At 64.7% G+C, this 17,752-nt stretch carries 13 protein-coding genes; 3 read left to right on the forward strand and 10 right to left on the reverse strand.

Annotated elements, in window-relative coordinates; genetic code table 11:
- Positions 1 to 199: 199 nt before the first annotated feature.
- The 6 genes from ACLGL5_RS09215 to ACLGL5_RS09240 form a co-directional block, all read right to left on the reverse strand.
- Positions 200 to 742 carry an aminomethyltransferase family protein gene (locus ACLGL5_RS09215; protein WP_069090829.1) on the reverse strand — a complete coding sequence of 181 codons (543 nt, stop codon included), beginning with the start codon at positions 740 to 742 and terminating at the stop codon, positions 200 to 202.
- Positions 735 to 3,620, reverse strand: coding sequence for a sarcosine oxidase subunit alpha family protein (locus ACLGL5_RS09220; RefSeq protein WP_069090830.1), 2,886 nt, complete (start codon positions 3,618 to 3,620; stop codon positions 735 to 737). The genes ACLGL5_RS09215 and ACLGL5_RS09220 overlap by 8 nt, the downstream gene beginning before the upstream one ends.
- Positions 3,617 to 3,883, reverse strand: coding sequence for a sarcosine oxidase subunit delta (locus ACLGL5_RS09225; protein ID WP_069090831.1), 267 nt, complete (start codon positions 3,881 to 3,883; stop codon positions 3,617 to 3,619). The genes ACLGL5_RS09220 and ACLGL5_RS09225 overlap by 4 nt, the downstream gene beginning before the upstream one ends.
- 10 nt (positions 3,884 to 3,893) lie before the next feature.
- Positions 3,894 to 5,147 (reverse strand): sarcosine oxidase subunit beta family protein, encoded by a 1,254-nt coding sequence (locus ACLGL5_RS09230; protein ID WP_069090832.1) that lies wholly within the window; start codon positions 5,145 to 5,147, stop codon positions 3,894 to 3,896.
- Between the two features lie 37 nt (positions 5,148 to 5,184).
- Positions 5,185 to 7,596, reverse strand: a complete 2,412-nt coding sequence (locus ACLGL5_RS09235) for a GcvT family protein (RefSeq protein WP_069090833.1) — start codon at positions 7,594 to 7,596, stop codon at positions 5,185 to 5,187.
- Between the two features lie 167 nt (positions 7,597 to 7,763).
- Positions 7,764 to 8,423: a TetR/AcrR family transcriptional regulator gene (locus tag ACLGL5_RS09240; RefSeq protein WP_064984434.1), complete on the reverse strand. Its 660-nt coding sequence runs from the start codon at positions 8,421 to 8,423 to the stop codon at positions 7,764 to 7,766.
- Positions 8,424 to 8,662: 239 nt separating this feature from the next.
- Here ACLGL5_RS09240 and ACLGL5_RS09245 point away from each other — a divergent pair, with 239 nt between their 5' ends.
- The 3 genes from ACLGL5_RS09245 to ACLGL5_RS09255 all read left to right on the forward strand — a co-directional run bounded on the left by ACLGL5_RS09245 (position 8,663) and on the right by ACLGL5_RS09255 (position 11,788).
- Positions 8,663 to 10,102 (forward strand): aldehyde dehydrogenase family protein, encoded by a 1,440-nt coding sequence (locus ACLGL5_RS09245; protein WP_019862814.1) that lies wholly within the window; start codon positions 8,663 to 8,665, stop codon positions 10,100 to 10,102.
- 54 nt (positions 10,103 to 10,156) lie between these two features.
- The gene (locus ACLGL5_RS09250; RefSeq protein ID WP_069090834.1) at positions 10,157 to 10,732 is read left to right on the forward strand and encodes a DUF1349 domain-containing protein; all 576 of its coding nucleotides are present in this window, start codon (positions 10,157 to 10,159) and stop codon (positions 10,730 to 10,732) included.
- A 63-nt stretch (positions 10,733 to 10,795) separates the two neighbouring features.
- Complete coding sequence (locus tag ACLGL5_RS09255; protein WP_083246916.1) at positions 10,796 to 11,788, forward strand: hypothetical protein; 993 nt, start codon at positions 10,796 to 10,798, stop codon at positions 11,786 to 11,788.
- Here the strand turns inward: ACLGL5_RS09255 and ACLGL5_RS09260 are convergent.
- The 4 genes from ACLGL5_RS09260 to ACLGL5_RS09275 form a co-directional block, all read right to left on the reverse strand.
- A complete protein-coding gene (locus ACLGL5_RS09260; protein WP_069090836.1) occupies positions 11,771 to 13,345 on the reverse strand; it encodes a glycosyltransferase in 1,575 nt (524 codons plus the stop codon). The two genes, ACLGL5_RS09255 and ACLGL5_RS09260, sit on opposite strands and share 18 nt — an antisense overlap.
- Positions 13,342 to 14,565 carry a glycosyltransferase family 4 protein gene (locus ACLGL5_RS09265; protein ID WP_069090837.1) on the reverse strand — a complete coding sequence of 408 codons (1,224 nt, stop codon included), beginning with the start codon at positions 14,563 to 14,565 and terminating at the stop codon, positions 13,342 to 13,344. Before ACLGL5_RS09265 ends, ACLGL5_RS09260 begins: the two co-directional genes overlap by 4 nt.
- A 170-nt stretch (positions 14,566 to 14,735) precedes the next feature.
- Entirely contained in the window at positions 14,736 to 16,265 is a 1,530-nt protein-coding gene (locus tag ACLGL5_RS09270; protein WP_494372895.1) for a mercuric reductase, read from the reverse strand.
- The gene (locus tag ACLGL5_RS09275; RefSeq protein ID WP_069090839.1) at positions 16,255 to 17,604 is read right to left on the reverse strand and encodes a glucoamylase family protein; all 1,350 of its coding nucleotides are present in this window, start codon (positions 17,602 to 17,604) and stop codon (positions 16,255 to 16,257) included. The genes ACLGL5_RS09270 and ACLGL5_RS09275 overlap by 11 nt, the downstream gene beginning before the upstream one ends.
- Between the last annotated feature and the right edge of the window lie 148 nt (positions 17,605 to 17,752).

Consider the following 17,752-nt stretch of genomic DNA (forward strand, 5'->3'; position numbering starts at 1 on the left):
TGCCGAGGTGGCGGGACGCTGCATCGCTTGTCGTCGTGCATCCCGCACGCCGCAATTTGCGCAAATTTACAATCCGCGCGGCCGCCGTTCCTCGTGCCGTCCATTCCGGGGACTGCCTTCTCCGGCAGAACGGCTCTCTGCGCACCTCTCCGACCTGGGGTGGCAGTCAGCCAGGGATGTACGGCATTGTCGTGGCCGGCTAGTTCTGGGATCCGGCGGCGATTTTGGCGGCGGCTGTTTCCATCCATGTCCAGAGATAGGCGGCGAGGCCACGATCGATATGGATGCGCAGGCCGCGCTGATGGCGGTACACGATGGCGCTGATGCCGGCGAAGGAAAGCGTTGCACTGGCGCTTGGCTGCCCAGCGGGGTCAAGCGTCGTCCCGCGTGCGATGAAGGCATCAAGCGCCGGGCCTTCGACCTCGAACACCTGCAATCCGGCGCTGATCTCCGTCACAGCGAACCCCTCGGAGAACCACCCGGTGGCAATGCCGATGGGTGTGGTGGACACGGCAAGCAGGCGGTCCCGCGCCAAGCGCACCGAATAGCGTATGCCTTCCGCCAGGCCGAATGCCCTGACGGCCGGCCAATCGAAGCCGGAAGCCTCGGCCCATGCCGCGAGGTCGCCGCTGACCAGGCGTTGGTGCAGCCCGGTAACGGCGCCTATTTTGACCCCCGGCACTTCGATCGTGGCGTTCCGCCAGTCCGGTGGGACGGACCATTTTTCCGCGAGATCACGCATGGAGCCGGTCTCCTGCCGGGTCGAAGGCGCAAGGCGCGGCAATCGTCGCCGTCCTGACCTTGCCGAGATACTGGATTTCGATCGTCTCGCCATGGCGCGCCGCGCCGCGCTCGATCAGCCCGAGCGCGATGGGCCGGCCAAGTGTCGGGCTCTGGTAACTCGAGGTGACGAAGCCCTGGCTGCGCAGCCTGCCGCTCTCCCGCTTGATACCATGCGAGCCGGTTGGCAGCGGCGCTTCACCGAACGGTACCGTCAGCCCGACAAGCTGCAGGCGATCGCCCCGCGAGGCGTCGTCGATGAACAGCGAGCGGCGGCCGACATATTCGGTCTGGCGTTTGGCGCGAGGTCCTTCGCTGCCGAGATCATGTGGCAGCGTGGTGCCGTCCGTGTCCTTGCCGATGACGATGAAGCCTTTCTCAGCGCGCAGGATCATCAGCGCTTCGAGACCGATGACGACGGCATCGAGTGCCTGCCCTGCTTGGCGCAGATGCGCCCAGAGCGGCTCGGCGCGATCGGCGCGGATCGAAATTTCATAGCTCCTGTCGCCGGTGAAGCTGACCCGCGCGATGCGCACCGCGTCGCCGCCATAGCTGCCCTGACCGATCGCCATATGCGGCAGATCGGCATCATCGAGGGAGAGGCCGAGATCGACCGTTTCGAGCAGCTTGCGGGCGCTCGGTCCGGAGACGGTCAGCGTCGCCATGTCCGATGTGGCGTTGTGGATGTAGACGGCCTCGCGGCCAAAACGGTCCTGGCGCCATTCCTCCAGCCGGGCATGCACCGCCGCGACATGCGAGGACGAGCACGACACGACGAAGCGATGCTCGTCCAGCCGCACCAGCACGCCGTCGTCGAAGACCACGCCAGTCTCCGACAGCATGAAGCCATAGCGGCAGCGGCCAGGCTTCAGCGTCGACATGGTGTTGTAGTAGAGGAAATCGACGAATTCGGCGGCCTTCGGACCGATCACCTCGATCTTGCCCAGCGTCGAACCGTCGAACAGCGCGACCGACCGGCGGGCGCGCAACGCTTCGTCCTGGATGGCGCGATCCGCATCGGCGTCGCGGCCGCCATAGTGGGCCGGACGCAGCCAGCCGCCATATTCCTGGAAGACCGCGCCGCTGGCGCGATGCACGCTCTCCAGCGGCAGCCGACGCACCGGCGCCATCAATTCACCGGCGCGCGCGCCGGCAAAGCTTGCCAGCGGCACCGGCGTGAAGGGCGGACGGTAGGTTGTGGTTCCGACTTCCGGCACGGTGCGTCCGGTAATCCCGGCCATCAGCGCCAGCCCGGGCAGGTTGGAGGTCTTGCCCTGGTCGGTTGCCATGCCGAGCGTGGTATAGCGCTTCAGGTGCTCGACCGAGACGAAGTTCTCGCGCGCCGCCAGCTCGACGTCCTTCACCGTCACGTCGTTCTGGTAGTCGATCCAGATGCGTCCTTTCGAGCCGGGCACCGGCCAGGCCGCCGCTATGCCGCCAGTCGCTTCCGGCCCCGTGCTGCCTGGCACTGCTGCTTTCGTTTTGCTGAGCGAGGCAACGGTCTTCTCCGAACTGGCGAACACCGCCGACAACGAGACCGAACCTGCTGCCGCACCGGCGACTGAAATGCCATCGACGGGATCACCCGGCAGGAACGCGGCGCGGGCGTCGCTCCAGGCGAGCTTGCCTTTGGCCTGGCCGAACAGATGGATTGTCGGCGTCCAGCCGCCCGAGACCAGCACGCAGTCGGCGTCGAGCCTGGTGCCGTCATCCAGCGTCACGCCCTCGACGCGCAGCCTGCCCTTGGCGGCGGCAAGCGCCCGCCCTTTGACCAGCCGCGCCTTGGCCGGGGTTTCGGGGAAGCCGTCACGTCTGATGTCGACAAGCGTGACGTCGGCGCCAGCCTCGGCCAACGCTGCCGCGACCTCATAAGCACTGTCATTGTTGGTGGCGACGACAACGCGCCGGCCGACGAGAACCGCATGGCGTCTGAGATAGGCGAGCGCCGCATCCGCCGACAGGACGCCCGGCAGGTCGTTGTTGGCGAAGGGCAGTGGCCGCTCGATGGCGCCGGTCGCCAGCACGATATGACGCGGCCGGACCCGCCACAGCGTGTCGCGCCGGCCATCGAAATGACGCTGGTTCAGCCCGACCAGATCGTGGTCGTAGATGCCGAAGGCGGTGGTCGATGGCAGGATCAGGTGACCGCCGGCGGTAAGTTCCGCAACCGTCTCCTCGATCCACATGGCCACGGGCTTGCCGTCGATCTCGCCGGCGCGATGGCCGAGCGATCCGCCCGGTTTGCGCTGGTCGTCGACCAGCGTGGCGGAGAGGCCCGCGCCGGCGGCCATCCTGGCTGTCGCCAGTCCGGCCGGTCCAGCGCCGACCACCAGCACGTCGCAATGATGGTTGACCTGATCCGCCGTGCCCGGCGAGGTCCAGTCGGTGTCGACCTTGCCCAGTCCGGCCATGGCGCGGATGCGCGGCTCGAACATGTGCCAGTCCGGCCACATGAAGGTCTTGTAGTAGAACGCCGCCGGAATGAAGCGCGAGAAGCGATCGAGGAAGGCGTTGCGGTCGGCCAGCGCATTGGGCGTCGCGTTGACGCTTTTCGCCACCAGCCCGTCGCGTGCCGGCTCGGTCGTGGCCCGCGTGTTCGGCGACGCCTGTGGGCCGCCAATATCGACCAGCGCGTTCGGCTCCTCGACGCCGGCGCCCCAGATGCCGCGCGGCCGGTGGTATTTGAAGCTACGGCCGACGACCGCGATATCATTGGCGAGCAGTGCCGAAGCGATGGTGTCGCCGGCAAAACCGTCCACGCTTGCGCCGTCGAAGCTGAAGCGGATCGGCCGCGAGCGGTCGATGGCGCTGCCGCCGGTGGCGAGACGCGAGGCGCTCACGCCGCGTGCTCCCCGCCAAGCGCGGTCGACGACAGCACCTTGTGCGTGACGGTGTCACGCTCCATGACGAAGAACTCGCCGCAGCTCATGTGAACCCAGATTTCGCGCGCCGTGCCCTTCGGGTTGCTGCGCAGATAGAGATATCCGGCCCAGCGCTCGATGGGCACCTCGGCGCCATCCGGCCTGGCGTTGCCGGCATCGCCGCCATAGTGGAATTCGGTCTCGTCGCGCGGGCCGCAGAACGGGCAAGGAAAGAGCTGCATCAAGAAACCTCTAATGCGCGATGCCGGAGCCGGCCGCTTCGTCGATCAGCCGTCCGCTGGCGAAGCGATCGAGATCAAAGGGACGGCTGATGTCGTTGTGCTTGCCGATCGCCAGCAGGTTCGCCAGCAGCGTCCCGCCGGCGGGAATGGCCTTGAAGCCACCCGTTCCCCAGCCGCAATTGAGGAACAGGTTGGGTAATGGTGATTCACCGATGATCGGCGAGGAGTCCGGCACCACGTCGACGATGCCGGCCCACTGCCGCATCAGCTTCAACTGGCCGAAGATCGGGAACATCTCCAGCAGGCCGGCGATGACGGTTTCCAGCGTCGGCAGATTGCCGCGCTGCGCATAGGAGGGGACGCGGTCGAGCCCGCCGCCGATGACGATCTCGCCCTTGTCCGACTGGCTGACATAGACGCCGCAGCCGGGCGACAGCACCACCGTGTCGAGGATCGGCTTCACCGGCTCGGAGACGCAGGCCTGCAGCGCATAGGAATTGATCGGCAGCCTGAAGCCGGCCTTGGTCGCCAGCACCGAGGAATGGCCGGCCACCGCCATGCCGATGCGCTCGGCGCGGATCGCGCCGCGCGTCGTCTGGACGCCGCGGCATCGGCCGCCTTCGACGATGAAATCGGTGATCTCGCAATTCTGGATGATGTCGACGCCGAGCCGGCTCGCCGCCCGCGCATAGCCCCAGGCGACCGCGTCGTGGCGCGCGGTGCCGGCCCTGCCTTGCCAGATACCGCCGAACACGGGGAAACGCGCATCCGGGGAGAAATTGTAGATCGGCGCCACGCGCCGCACATCTTCTGATGAAAACAGCTCCGCATCGATGCCGTTGAGCTGCATGGCGTTGACGGTGCGTGCGCCGATCTCCATCTCGGCCGTCGAGTGGCAGAGATTGACCATGCCGCGCTGCGACAGCATGACGTTGTAGTTCAAATCCTTCGACAGGCCTTCATAGAGCCGGTGCGCCAGCCCGTAGAGTTCGACGCTTTCGGGATAATAGTAGTTGGAGCGCACCACGGTGGTGTTGCGGCCGGTATTGCCGCCGCCGATCCAGCCCTTTTCCAGCACTGCGACCTGGGTGATGCCGTGATTCTTGGCCAGGTAGTAGGCTGTCGCCAGCCCGTGGCCGCCGCCGCCGATGATGATCGCGTCATAGGTCGGCTTCGGCTCGGGCGAGCGCCAGGCCTGCTTCCAGCCGGTCTGGCCGGCAAGGCCCTCCTTGAACAGCGACAAAGCGGAATAGCGTCTGGTCATGGCATGTCTTCCGCAGGGATGGCAGCGGTTCGTCCGGTCATGCCCGCATCGCTTTGCCCTGTGGATCGTAGGGCGACGAAGCGATGACGCGCGCACCTGTTTCGACGCCGACGATATGGGTTGTCAACTCCGTATCGATACCGGCCGCATCGTGATCGACAAGCGCCATGGCAAGGCTCTTGCCGACCGTATGGCCATAGCCGCCCGATGTAACGAAACCGGCAAGCTTGCCTCTGCTCCAGACCGGTTCGTAGCCGCTGGCGTCGGCATCCGCAGCGTCGATTTCGAGCGTCACCAGCGTGCGCCTGGATCCGGTCTTCCGCTCTTTCAGCGCTGCTTCACGGCCGATGAAGTCACCCTTGTCGAAGGCGATCCAGCGGTCCATGCCGGTTTCATCAGGCGTATAATCCTGGGTGAACTCGCGCGACCAGATGCCAAAACTCTTTTCGAGCCGCAGCGAGTTGACGGCGCCGAAGCCGTATTCCGTGACGCCAAGGTCGCTGCCTGCCGCCAGCAGCGCGCGGCGCAGCCCGGCGTGCTCGTTGGCCTGGCAATGGATCTCGTAGCCGAGCTCGCCGATGACCGAGAGCCGCCCGACCTTGGCCCGCACCAGGCCAACATCGAGCGTCTTGCAGGCGAGGAAGCCGAAGGCTTCATGCGAGACATCCTGGTGCGTCAGCCGCTCGAGCAGACGCCGCGCATTGGGGCCGGCCAATGAGAAGCCGACGACCGCGTCCGAAATGTCGCGCACGGTGACGCCGTCAGCGAGATGCTGTTCGAACCAGCGCATGTGCCATTGGCGAAGATAATAGGACCCCATGATCCACCAGGAGCCGTCGCCCCAGTTGAAGGCCGTGAGATCGCCCTTGAGCTTGCCGTTTTCGCCCAGCATCGGCGCGAGCTTCGCGCGGCCGGGCTTGGGCAGCGCGCAGGCAAGCAGCCGGTCGAGCCACACCTCCGCTTGCGGTCCGGAGACTTCGTAGCGCGAGAAGGCGGTGATATCGAGCAGGCCGACGCCTTCGCGCACCTTGCGGCATTCCTGGCCGACGATGTCGAAAGCGTTGGAGCGCCTCAGCGTCGGTGCCTCGACGAAGCCTTGCGGGGCAAAATACAGCGGCACTTCCATGCCCCAGGAATTGCCCCAGCGCGCACCCGCGGCGTCCATGGCGTCATGCGCACCCGCCGTCTTCAACGGCCGTCCCGCCGGCAATTGCTCGTTGGGATAGCTCATGACGAAGCGGCGTGAATAGAACTGCCCGGTCGTCTGCTTGATGTATGAGCGGTTGGAGGCGAAATCGCCGTAGCGGGCGATGTCCATGCCGTAGACGTCGGCTTCCGGCTCGCCATGGATCATCCATTCGGCGAGCGACTTGCCGACGCCGCCGCCTTGCAGGAACCCGGCCATGACGCCGCAGGCCACCCAGTAGTTGGGGACGCCGCGCACCGGGCCGACCAACGGATTGCCGTCCGGCGAGAAGGTGAAGGCGCCGTTCACCCAGCGCTTGATGCCGGCGGTCTCAAGGCAGGGGTAGCGGCTGAAGCCGAGCGCCAGCTCGTTGGCGATGCGATCGGTGTCCTCCTGGATCAGCTCGATGCCGTAGTCCCACGGCGCGCCGTCCATGTTCCAGTGCTTGTGCTTGATTTCGTAGATGCCGAGCAGCAGGCCCTTCTGCTCCTGGCGCATATAGGTGAAGCCTTCGAGGTCGACGATCAGCGGCAATTCCCGGTCGAGCGCCTGGATCTCAGGCAGCGCCTCGGTGACGAAGTAGTGATGCTCCATCGGCGACACCGGCAGGTCGATGCCGGCCATCCGACCGACCTGCTTGGCCCACAATCCGCCGGCATTGACGACGTGCTCGGCAATGACAGTGCCTTTCTCGGTGACCACATCCCAGCTGCCGTCGGCGCGGCGGTTCAGCGCCAGCACGCGGTTGTGCTCGATGATCTCGGCGCCGCGCTTCCTTGCCGCCTTGGCATAGGCATGGACGACGCCCGAGGGGTCGATATGGCCCTCGCGCGCCGCGTAAAGGCCGCCCAGCATGCCGTCGGTGTTGAGGATCGGGCAGCGCTGCCTGATCTCGTCGACGCCGACCAGATGGACATCGTCAATGCCCATGGTCTGGAAGATGCGGTAGGAGGCCTTCAGCCATTCCCAACGTTCCGGCGCCGACGCGACCGAGATGCCGCCGGTCATGTGCATGCCGATGTTCTGGCCCGATTCCGTCTCGACCTCCGACAACAGGTCGATCGTATAGGCCTGCAGCGCGGCGATGTTGGGGTCGGCGTTCAGCGCGTGGAAGCCGCCGGCCGCGTGCCAGCTGGACCCGGCGGTCAGCACCTCGCGTTCGATTAGCGCGACATCGCTCCAGCCGAACTTCGCCAGATGGTAGAGCACCGAAGCCCCAACCACGCCGCCGCCGACTACGATCGCCCTGTATTGGGATTTCATCTTGCCGCACTCCACCGGTTATGGCGGCGCAGCCTACCGGCATTGTACACATGTGTCTAGTACGTTGCCAAGTTGGCTCGCAGCAGGCAAGCGTGCTGGCTGGCTATGGGGGTGGCCTACGGACCGCGTCTAGAAAACTGTCGGGTCAGGGCGGCCGGCGAATGTGTCTATCGTTTGCCGGAAAGCGTCTTTTCGACGTAGCGCGCAAAATCCTCGACATCTTCTGCCGGAGGCTCCTGGCCGGTGAAGCTGCGCAGATAGGAGGCGACGTGCGTGAGACGGGTGCTCATCGGTTCGTTGAGCTCAAGCGAGTAATAGCCGATCTGCATGAAATAGAGGACGCGAGCGCGCACGAATGCGTCCTCTTCCTCATAGCCGTGACGTTTGAACATGTCGCGTATGGCATTGACGCGTTCCTCGTCGGCCTCGTCGAGGGCGCGCCTGATGGCGGGTGAACGCCGGGCCCAGGCCCTGATCGCGAAGTCCAGCCGGGGATCGAACAGCCTCTCATCCACCCAGCATTCGAAAATGCTCATCACGCCGCGGATGACGGTCGCGGAAGGCCGCGAGGCGCGTTCGACGATGAACCTTGTGTTGGTCTGCCGCCAATAGTCCAGCAACTGGTCGAGCAGATCCTGCCGGCTCTTGAAATACCAGTAGAAGCTGGAGCGCGAGACATCGAGCTGCTGGCCAAGCGTCAGCACGCGGACGCGTTCGACGCCGTCCGAGATCAGCGTTTCAAGCGCCAGTTTCAGCCAGTCTTCGCGCGTGGCCTTGATGTTGCCGGTGGCGCCGGCGCGCTGGATCGTCGTTTCGAGTGCTGCCATCTCTACGACGCATGACACGCCGCATCAGCCAAATCAAGGCTATGGACATAGGTGTACAGGGCAATTCGCCTGGTCGGGAATAACGCTCCGCGGATACCAGCCGGGCTGGCTGCGACGGCTGGCCCGGGGATTTTTGTCGCGGCTGTTCGACCAGTGCGTGCTTTCCCGCAAGGCATTTGTCTGGCAAATACCAATTCACCAGATGCCGCCGTGCGGCCAACCAGCAGGAAAGACCAGATATGGCACAGTTTCGAAAGAACCTCATCGATGGCGAATGGGTCGGCGATGCCGGCTCCCGCAACATCAACCCTTCGGACACCGGAGATGTCGTCGGCGAATATGCCTCGGCTGGGGTCGAACAGGCCAAGCAGGCCATCGCGGCGGCCAAGGCGGCGTTTCCTTCATGGTCCCGCTCCGGTCCATTGGCACGCCATGCGGTGCTGAAAAAGGCGTCCGACGAGATCATGGCGCGCAAGGACGAGATCGGCCGCAATCTGGCGCGTGAGGAAGGCAAGACGCTGGCCGAAGGCATTGGCGAGACCATCCGCGCCGCCCAGATATTCGATTTCTTTGCCGGCGAAACATTGCGCCTGACCGGCGAGATGGTGCCGAGCGTGCGGCCGGGCGTGGGCGTCGAGATCACCCGCGAGGCTGTCGGCGTGGTCGGCATCATCACGCCGTGGAATTTCCCCATCGCCATCCCGGCCTGGAAGATCGCGCCGGCGCTGGCGCATGGCAACACCATCGTCTTCAAGCCGGCCGAGCTGGTTCCGGAGAGCGCCTGGTCCATCGTCGATATCCTGCATCGCGCCGGCCTGCCCAAGGGCGTGCTCAACCTCGTGATGGGCAAGGGCTCGGTGGTCGGCCAGGCGATGCTCGACAGCCCCGATGTCAACGCCATCACCTTCACCGGTTCGGTTGGCACGGGAAAACGCGTCGCCGCGGCAAGTGTCGAGCATATGCGCAAGTTCCAGCTCGAAATGGGCGGTAAGAACCCGCTGGTCGTGCTTGACGACGCCGATCTTGCGGTCGCGGTCGATTGCGCGCTCAACGGCGCCTTCTTCTCGACCGGCCAGCGCTGCACCGCCTCGTCCAGGCTGATCGTGACCGAAGGGATCCATGACCGTTTCGTCGATGCGCTGAAGGAGCGGATGGGCAGACTGGTGATCGGCGATGCGCTCGATGCGCAGACCCAGATCGGCCCGGTCGTCGACGCGACCCAGCTGAAACAGGACGAGGATTATATCGCCATCGGAGTCAGGGAAGGCGCTACGCTCGCCTTCGGCGGCGAACGGCTCGACCGCAAGACACCCGGCTTCTATCTCAGCCCGGCCCTGCTGACCGAAGCCACCAATGCCATGCGCTCTTCGCGCGAGGAGATTTTTGGCCCAGTCGCCAGCGTCATCCGCGTCAAGGATTATGACGAGGCGCTTTCCGTCGCCAACGACACGCCTTTCGGGCTCACCTCGGGCATCTGCACCACGAGCCTGAAGCATGCCACGCACTTCAAGCGCAATTCGGAGGCCGGCATGGTGATGGTCAACCTGCCGACGGCGGGCGTCGATTTCCATGTTCCCTTCGGTGGCCGCAAGGGCTCGAGCTACGGCCCGCGCGAACAGGGCCGCTATGCCATGGAGTTCTACACCACGGTGAAGACCGCCTATACATTCGCAGGCTGATCGGGCGCCGGCCTGTCGGGCCGGCGACCTTCACCGGGGAATCGGCATGAGGCAATGACGTTGCAGGACCTGACCTGGCTCAACCCGCCGCCGCATCACGCCGTCGACGGCGATGCGGTGCGCGTGCACACCGGCAAGAAGACCGATTTCTGGCGCGAGACCTTCTACGGTTTCTGGCGTGACAACGGCCATTTCCTGCATCGGCCGGTCGAGGGCGATTTCACCGCCGAAGTCACCGTCAAGGGCGACTACAAGGTGCTCTATGACCAGGCCGGACTGATGGTCCGGCTCAGCGAAACGCATTGGATCAAGGCCGGCATCGAATACACCGACGGCCTTGCCTATTTCTCCGTCGTCGTCACCAACGACACATCGGACTGGTCGCTGGTTGCCATTCACGCAGGCCCGAACGGCGTCAGCATCCGCCTGACCCGCCACGGCGAGGCGATCCGCGTCCAGTATCTCGACGCTTCGGACGGTCACTGGAAGCCGGTGCGGCTCGCCTATTTTCCGATCTCGAAAACGGTCGATGTCGGCATGATGTGCTGTTCGCCGCAGCGCGAGGGTTTCGAGGTCACATTCTCGGGATTTTCGGTCGGCCCGCCGATTTCACGGGAACTCCACGGCTGACGTCCGGCCGGGACCGGGACATTGCAGCCGCGACGGTGTCTGGGCTAAGCCTTGCCGATGGGCATGTCACGTTGGCGGGCAAAACTCAAAAAGGCGCTGCGTTCCTGGGCGCTGAGATTTCTCGGCGTTCCTTCCGTGCTGTGGTCGCAAGGCATCGCTTACTTCTGCGACTTCGCCGGACCCGATTGGTATCGCAACGCGCCGACCGAATCGACGCAGGACGAGGCCTTTTTCCGCGATCACTACACTGGCGCGCACGGCATCGTCTGGGTGCGGCTGAGCACATTGGCCAGGGAGCGGCGAAACTGCGACCTCGATACGTTCACCCGGGTCGTCTTGCCGACCGTCAAGGCTCCCTTCATCCTGCTGACAACCGACGGCGATGCCTCGGTGCCGTCGGACCTGGCGAAGGACACCGTCGAGCGGCTTCTCGCCAACCCCCATCTGGTGTGCTGGTACAGCCAGAACTGCGATGGCGTTCACCCCCGGATCAAGCCGTTCCCGATCGGACTGGACCTCCACACGCCACGCTCCCTTGCGACGCCTGCCGGACTGGTGCGGCAACTGCAAACCTTGCGCGGCCGGCAAGGCAGTGCGGATCGTCGCCAGCCCAGGATATTCTGTGATTTCAGCGTCAGCAGCGGCTCGAGCGAGCGTCGGGAATTGCTTGATGTGCTGGACGGATGCCCGCATATCGACTTCCTGAAAAGACGCGTTTCGCAGCGCGGCATCTGGCAGCTGTATTCGCAGTATCCGCTCGTGCTTTCGACCACGGGAAACGGCCTCGACTGTCACCGCACATGGGAGCTGCTTTATCTCGGCTGCATCGTCGTGACCAAGACCTCGCCGCTCGACCCTCTCTACGAAGGCTTGCCGGTCATCATTGTCGAGGAGTGGCACGAGGTCAGGGATCCGGAAGCGCCACAGCGCTGGATCGGCAAAGTCGCGCATCTGACGGACCGGGAATATTTGTGGCGACGCCTGCGGCCGCAGGCCTATCTGGAGCCCCTCAGGCAGGAACTTCGGCAGGCTGCCGCCTCACCAGGGGACGTGTAGGATCTCCAGCTTCGGCAGGCCGACCGGCCGGATGCCGAGATCGTTGGCGAGCACCCCAAAGGCTTCGGTCTCGATCAGGTCGCGGTAGGGAATTTCGGGGAAGCGAAGGCCGCCGCGATGCAGAGCGGCATCGACCAGAAGCATGGTTCCGCCGACCGCATCGAGGCCGATGATGTCGAGATGCCTGACATCGCTCAGATGATAGCGATATGGGGTCTGCTTGGGAGGCTGGTGCAGACCGCCGCGGATCTCGCGGTAGTAGCGATAATCCCTGGTCCGCCGTCGGATAACGAAACTTTTGAGGTCGAAGCTGTCGCCGCCGGCGATCTTCACGCAGTTGGGCACAGCGATGCGATGCCGCGTGGCGATCAGCCGGCCCAGCACATCGCCGGGAAAGCGCCAGATGTCGATATCGATCCACAGCGCCCAGTCGTCGTCTTCCTTCAGCCCGTGATCGATGAGGTAATTTCGCACCTTGGCAATCGCGCCGCGCCGCACGCGTTGCATGCTCGGCCTGGCCCGTTTTGCCCTGTCGAGCCTGGTGCCGACCTGTCGCTGCAGCAGCACAATATCACGATATTTGCCGGCCAGTCCCGTCGTCGCGGCCTGCAGCCGTTCCCAGCTGCCATCCAGGCTGTCGCCTTCGCAGAAGACCAGCTTGATCCTGTCCTTGGGGTAGTCGAGCCCGTCCAGCGCATCGAGAAAGGGTTGGATGAGGTCGGCGGCGTCGCGAAGCGGCACCAGAACAGCGATGTTCTGGCCCGAAGGCGGCGGCGCCGCCAGAACCGCCTTGTCGACGCCGGCTTTGGCCTCGGCCTCATCCAGATACGCTCCGCGCGTCAGCTGGTACCGAAGCCGATAGGCTTGGTTGCGCAGCCTGGTCGTCCATTTCGGTGGCGGCTCCGGGATCCACCATGTGCCGGCCCAGTGATGGATCGAAAGTGCTGCAGTATCGTCGCCGGCCTCACGCTCCATGCTCCCGGCAGACGTCACCGGCGAGAACAGGCCGGAAGGGTGAATGGCAAAGGCTTCCTGATCGCTGTAACCGCGCTGGGCGGAGGTCAAAAGGCAAGGACCGGTCGCGTCGAGCACGTCCTCGGCGTCTGCGAGCCCGGGCATCATGGACAGGACATGCATCCAGAACGGATGCCGGCGCGGGCTAGCGATTGTTCCGTTGAACAGAAGATAGGGCAGGCCCCGGAAGTCCGCCTGGACGGCCGCATGCGACGCCGGCTCCTTGCACAGCACGACACGGGTCTCGCCCATGATCGGATCGAAGGCTGCGACGCATTCGCAGTCGATGTCGGCATAGACCCCGCCAAAATGATGCAGCAGCATGTAGCGGGCCGCATCCGAGCGCTGCACGCCCCTCGTGTAGCCGCAGAACGTCGACAGGAAATCAGGGTAGTGCTCGGCCACGAATTCGAGCAGCATCCGGTCGCTCCAGAACATCACCGTCCAGTGCGGATTGTGCCGCTTCCAGCTGTCTGCATAGGCCTGGAAGCGCGCTGGAATGGCGTCGCTCTTCCAGGTCTGGTGCAGGATTGCCGGAATCATCCGGTGGCGCCGTTTGATCCAAGCCCGTCACGAACGGCATCGCGGATCGCTTGCGGGCCGAACCTTGCCCATACCGCCTGATGCGCCCGAAGGCGTTGCCGCGCCCTGCGTTCGGGGTCGAGACAGAGTCCGATGGCCATCTCGGCAAGCGTTTCGTCGGATTGAGACAGCAGCACCTCGTCATTTTCGACCAGGTCCAGGCCTTCGGCCGCGATCGGCGTGGCGATCACCGGCACGCCCGCGGCCATTGCCTCCAGGATCTTGATGCGTGTGCCGCCGCCCGCCGTCAGTGGGACGATGGTGAGATGCGCGCTGGACAACAGCGGCGCGACATCCGCGGGATCTTCGATGAGCTCCACACCAGGCAATCCAGCCAATGCCTGCACTTCCGGTCGCGGGGTGCGTCCCGCCAGGACGAGCTTGGCATCCGGCAGGGCGTGTCGCATACGGGGCAATATGACACTGGCCAACCGCTGGGCGGCATCGATGTTTGGCGGGTAGGCGAGATGGCCGATGAACACGATCACCGGAAAGCCGTTGTCGGTCGACGGCTCGGCGGGCAGGCGCGCGAGACCATCCCCGGCCTGCGGAATTCCGTTCGGAACAACGTCGATCGGGATCCTGTGCCGGGAAAGCGTCATCAGCTTCTGGCGATCGAGGTTCGAGCAGACCCATACCCTGTCGACAAGGGACAGTGCTTTTCTCTCGAGGAGCCGGACGTTGAATGCTGCCGCGCTTCGCTTGGCACTGAGACGCCTGATCTGTCCGGCCAGGTCGGACTCGACATTGTGCATGTCGAGAATGAGTTGCTCCGCCAGCGGCCGCAGGGGCCGCAGCAGCTTGAACAGGCCAACGCCCTCGACAATGATGGTGTCAGGGCGGAATTCACGGACGAGTGCCTCAAGCCGCGTCAGCGCGGAACGCGATATGCGATTCTCCGCCCTTGAGCGCCACCAACCGATCGAGGCTGTACGAGGTTCGCCTTCGATCGACAGGGCCTCGACCCGGATCAATGGATCAGGTGCATTCCTTACCTTGTTCGGCTTCACTGAAACCAGGCAGACCGGTCCGAACCTGGCGGCCGCTTCGGCGTTGCGATAGTTTCTCAGATCCGCACCTGAAGCTGGCGGAAAGCCCGGGTCGTGCGACACGACCACCGTACGTTTCTGGGTCGCCCGCTCGGGCTGGCCGACAGCTGGTTGCGCGCCTGTGCCGTTCAATGCTGACGCCTGGGGCTTTGTGCCAGGCAAGGGGTCCAATTCGGATGGCATTCAGAACAATTCCGTGATTACAGGCATCAGCGCCACCTTGTTTAGCTGAACAAGGCTTTCGTCAAGCACTGTATATTTTGAATACTGCCGCGCCCCGAGTCCTCTGCGCGGGGCCGGGTTCATCGCCTCGACCAGGCCAGCCAGCGCGCCGCCAGACGCCTGCGCAAGGAGGTGAACCGGGTTCGCCTGTAGGCATCGCCCGCCATCTTGATGCCTTGTGCCTGCGTCGGGAACGGATGGATGACGTCGGCCAGGGCGTGCAATCCCATGCCCGACCTTATGGCAAGCGTCACCGCATTGATCATCTCGCCGGCATGGGCGGCGACGACCGTCGCCCCCAGGATGCGGTCGGATCCCTCCCTGACATGGATCTTGACGAACCCTTCTTCCTCGCCGTCCATCACGGCGCGGGCGACGTCATGCATCAGCACCGTATAGGTCTTGACCGGAATGCCTTTCTGCCGCGCCTCGATCGGATAGAGCCCGACATGGGCGATCTCCGGATCGGTATAGGTGCACCAGGGAACGACGAGGTCACTGAGCCTTTCGCGCCCGCGAAACAGGGCATTGCGCACGACAATGCGTGCCGTTGCCTCTGCGGTATGGGTGAACTTGTATTCCAGGCAAACGTCGCCTGCCGCGTAGATGTGCGGATTGGTGGTCCTCAGGTGATCGTCCACCTTGATGCCGTTGGCGTCATACACGACGCCGGCCTCTTCCAGGCCGAGACCCCTGACATTGGGCGAACGGCCGACGCCGGTGATGATCTCGTCAACGGAGATCGTTGTCGTGTCGCCGTCCCGCAAAAGGTCGGCGAGCTTCTTGCCGCCTTCCTTGCGCACCGCCACCACCTCGGTGTTCAGGCGCACCTCCACCCCCTCCCGTGCCAGCGCGTCCGAAAGGATCTGCGCGGCGTCGCGTTCCTCGCCGGGCAGGAACATCGGATCGTTCTGCGCCAGGATGACTTTCGCACCGAGCAGACAGAAGGCCTGCGCCGTCTCGCAGCCAAGCGGACCGCCGCCGATGACCAGGAGCCGCTCAGGACGTTGCGTGAGGTTGAACATGCTCTCATTGTCGAGATAGCCGGCCTCGGCAAGTCCGGGGATCGCCGGCCCGCTCGGATGCGCGCCCGTCGCGACCAGGGCCTTCTTGAAATGCAGCGTCTTGCCGGCGACTTCAACCGTGTCCGGTCCGCCAAACTGCGCTTCGCCGAAATAGAGCTCGATGCCTTCGGCTGTGATGGCCGCGGCTAAATCGGCGCGGCTGAGCCGCTGCCGGATCTGCCGCATCCGCATCATGACCCGCTCGAAGTCGACGGGAAGACGCGCAGGCGTGTCACCGCCGAAATTCTCGGCGTCGCGCATGTCGGCATAGAGCCTGGCCGTGCGGATGATCGACTTCGACGGGATGCCGCCGACATTGACGCAGGCGCCGCCGATCAGCCCGCGCTCAATCAGCGCGACCTTTGCGCCAAGGCTTGCGGCGTCACGCGCGGCGGTCAGCCCGGCTGGTCCGGCGCCGATGACGACGAGATTGTAGGGGCCGTCGGGCGTAGGGTTCTTCCAGTGCGGCGGATGCGCGTCTCGGACCAGTTCGACGTCGTTGCGGTCGACCGGGAAGGTGGCCGCCTTTGTCTGCTCACGCGCCATCGTAGGCTCCCGATGCGGAGCCTGCCGGCTGTGTCAGCCAGCCGCCGGTGAAACCTGCTTTGTCCAGGCCGCGGCGGATGTGCGGATTGGAGCGCATCAGCTCCCAGATCAGGCGCGAGCGGTGGTTCTCGATCATCATCACCACGATGCCCTGGTCCAGCCCGTAATGGCCTTCCGACACCCAGCCGTCGCGGCCGAATTTTCGCCGGTTGGCCAAGGTCGGATTGAAGCCGCTCGGCAGGCGGAAATTGTCGATCACTTGCGGATAGCGCTCGCCGAGATGACGCATGGCTGCCAGGCAGATGTCAGGCGCGAAAGGCAGCGACGCCGGATAGGACCATGGCGCGATCGTCCCGTCATCCGGCCCGAACGGTGCGCCGCGCGCGGCATAGCCCGAAAACCGGTGCCTCCGTCGCTCCACGCTGGCGCGGAAGCCGCCCGGCCCGTCTCCCGCCGAGAGGCCCCAAAGGTTCTCGCCATAGCCGTCGAAGCCATAGGGGTTGTGACGGGCATAATCGCGGTGGAGATAGGTCGAGCGGCGGCTGTTTTCGAAATAGTCCGAATTCTTCTCGCGCATGAAGGCGTCGCGGATGCCGGCGAAATCGATCCAGGCATGCGAGAATTGGTGCATGAACAGCGGGCCGCCATAGAGCACGTCATGGCCGTAGATGTTTTCCCATTGGTAGGTCGCCGTCCAGGCTTCGTAACTGTCGTCGGAAGTCGGGCTGTTCGGCGAGGCCATCGACAGCACATAGAGGATGGTCGCCTCGTTATAGCCTTCCCAGCCATAGTGGAGAAAACCGCTCTTCGGCTTCCAGCCTTGCCGCAAGGTCGGGCTGCTGCCTTGCGCCCAGCGCCAGTCGACGCGCCGGTAGAGCGCTTCGGCAAGCCGCCGGATTTCGGCCTCCTTCGCGTCCCCGCCGGAGAAATATGCGCCGGCCACCAATATGCCGGCCATCAGCAAGGCGGTGTCCACCATCGACAGCTCGCAGCGCCAGACGCGCAAGCCTGTGCGCATGTCGAGGAAGTGGTAGTAGAAACCCTTATGGCCGGTGACGTTGTCACCACCGTTTTGGGGACTGGCCGAGAAGAAACGCAGCGCCGCAAGCGTCAGCTCCACCGCCGCCGCACGTGTCATCCAGCCGCGCTCGACACCGATCGGATAGCAGGAGAGGGCGAAACCGACGACGGCGATGCTGGCCGGCGAGTTCGGCCGCGATGTATCGGCGACCAGCCCGTTGTCGGGGTTCACATTCTCCAGGAAATAGCCGAAGGCCGCGCGCTGATAGCGGTCCAGGAGGTCGTCATCGGACAGTGCTGCAGGATCTGCTTCAGGCAAGCGATGCAATCTCCAGCCTTATGGCCGCGACCCCTGTCGATAGCACGGCGCCGGCACGGCGGCCGTGGGTCATCGCCAAACTGTCTCGTCGTGTCATGGCCTCCCCGCAAACCCTGTTCTGTCGCCGCCCGTCGCCGACTATATACGC

Source organism: Mesorhizobium sp. U510 (assembly GCF_059180695.1).

Bases quoted from the DNA above. Each gene is read 5' to 3' on its own strand.
- ACLGL5_RS09225 (WP_069090831.1), bottom strand. From the start codon at position 3,883: ATGCAGCTCTTTCCTTGCCCGTTCTGCGGCCCGCGCGACGAGACCGAA.
- ACLGL5_RS09255 (WP_083246916.1), top strand. From the start codon at position 10,796: ATGTCACGTTGGCGGGCAAAACTCAAAAAGGCGCTGCGTTCCTGGGCG.
- ACLGL5_RS09235 (WP_069090833.1), bottom strand. From the start codon at position 7,596: ATGAAATCCCAATACAGGGCGATCGTAGTCGGCGGCGGCGTGGTTGGG.
- ACLGL5_RS09230 (WP_069090832.1), bottom strand. From the start codon at position 5,147: ATGACCAGACGCTATTCCGCTTTGTCGCTGTTCAAGGAGGGCCTTGCC.
- ACLGL5_RS09215 (WP_069090829.1), bottom strand. From the start codon at position 742: ATGCGTGATCTCGCGGAAAAATGGTCCGTCCCACCGGACTGGCGGAAC.
- ACLGL5_RS09240 (WP_064984434.1), bottom strand. From the start codon at position 8,423: ATGGCAGCACTCGAAACGACGATCCAGCGCGCCGGCGCCACCGGCAAC.
- ACLGL5_RS09250 (WP_069090834.1), top strand. From the start codon at position 10,157: ATGACGTTGCAGGACCTGACCTGGCTCAACCCGCCGCCGCATCACGCC.
- ACLGL5_RS09260 (WP_069090836.1), bottom strand. From the start codon at position 13,345: ATGATTCCGGCAATCCTGCACCAGACCTGGAAGAGCGACGCCATTCCA.
- ACLGL5_RS09245 (WP_019862814.1), top strand. From the start codon at position 8,663: ATGGCACAGTTTCGAAAGAACCTCATCGATGGCGAATGGGTCGGCGAT.
- ACLGL5_RS09270 (WP_494372895.1), bottom strand. From the start codon at position 16,265: ATGGCGCGTGAGCAGACAAAGGCGGCCACCTTCCCGGTCGACCGCAAC.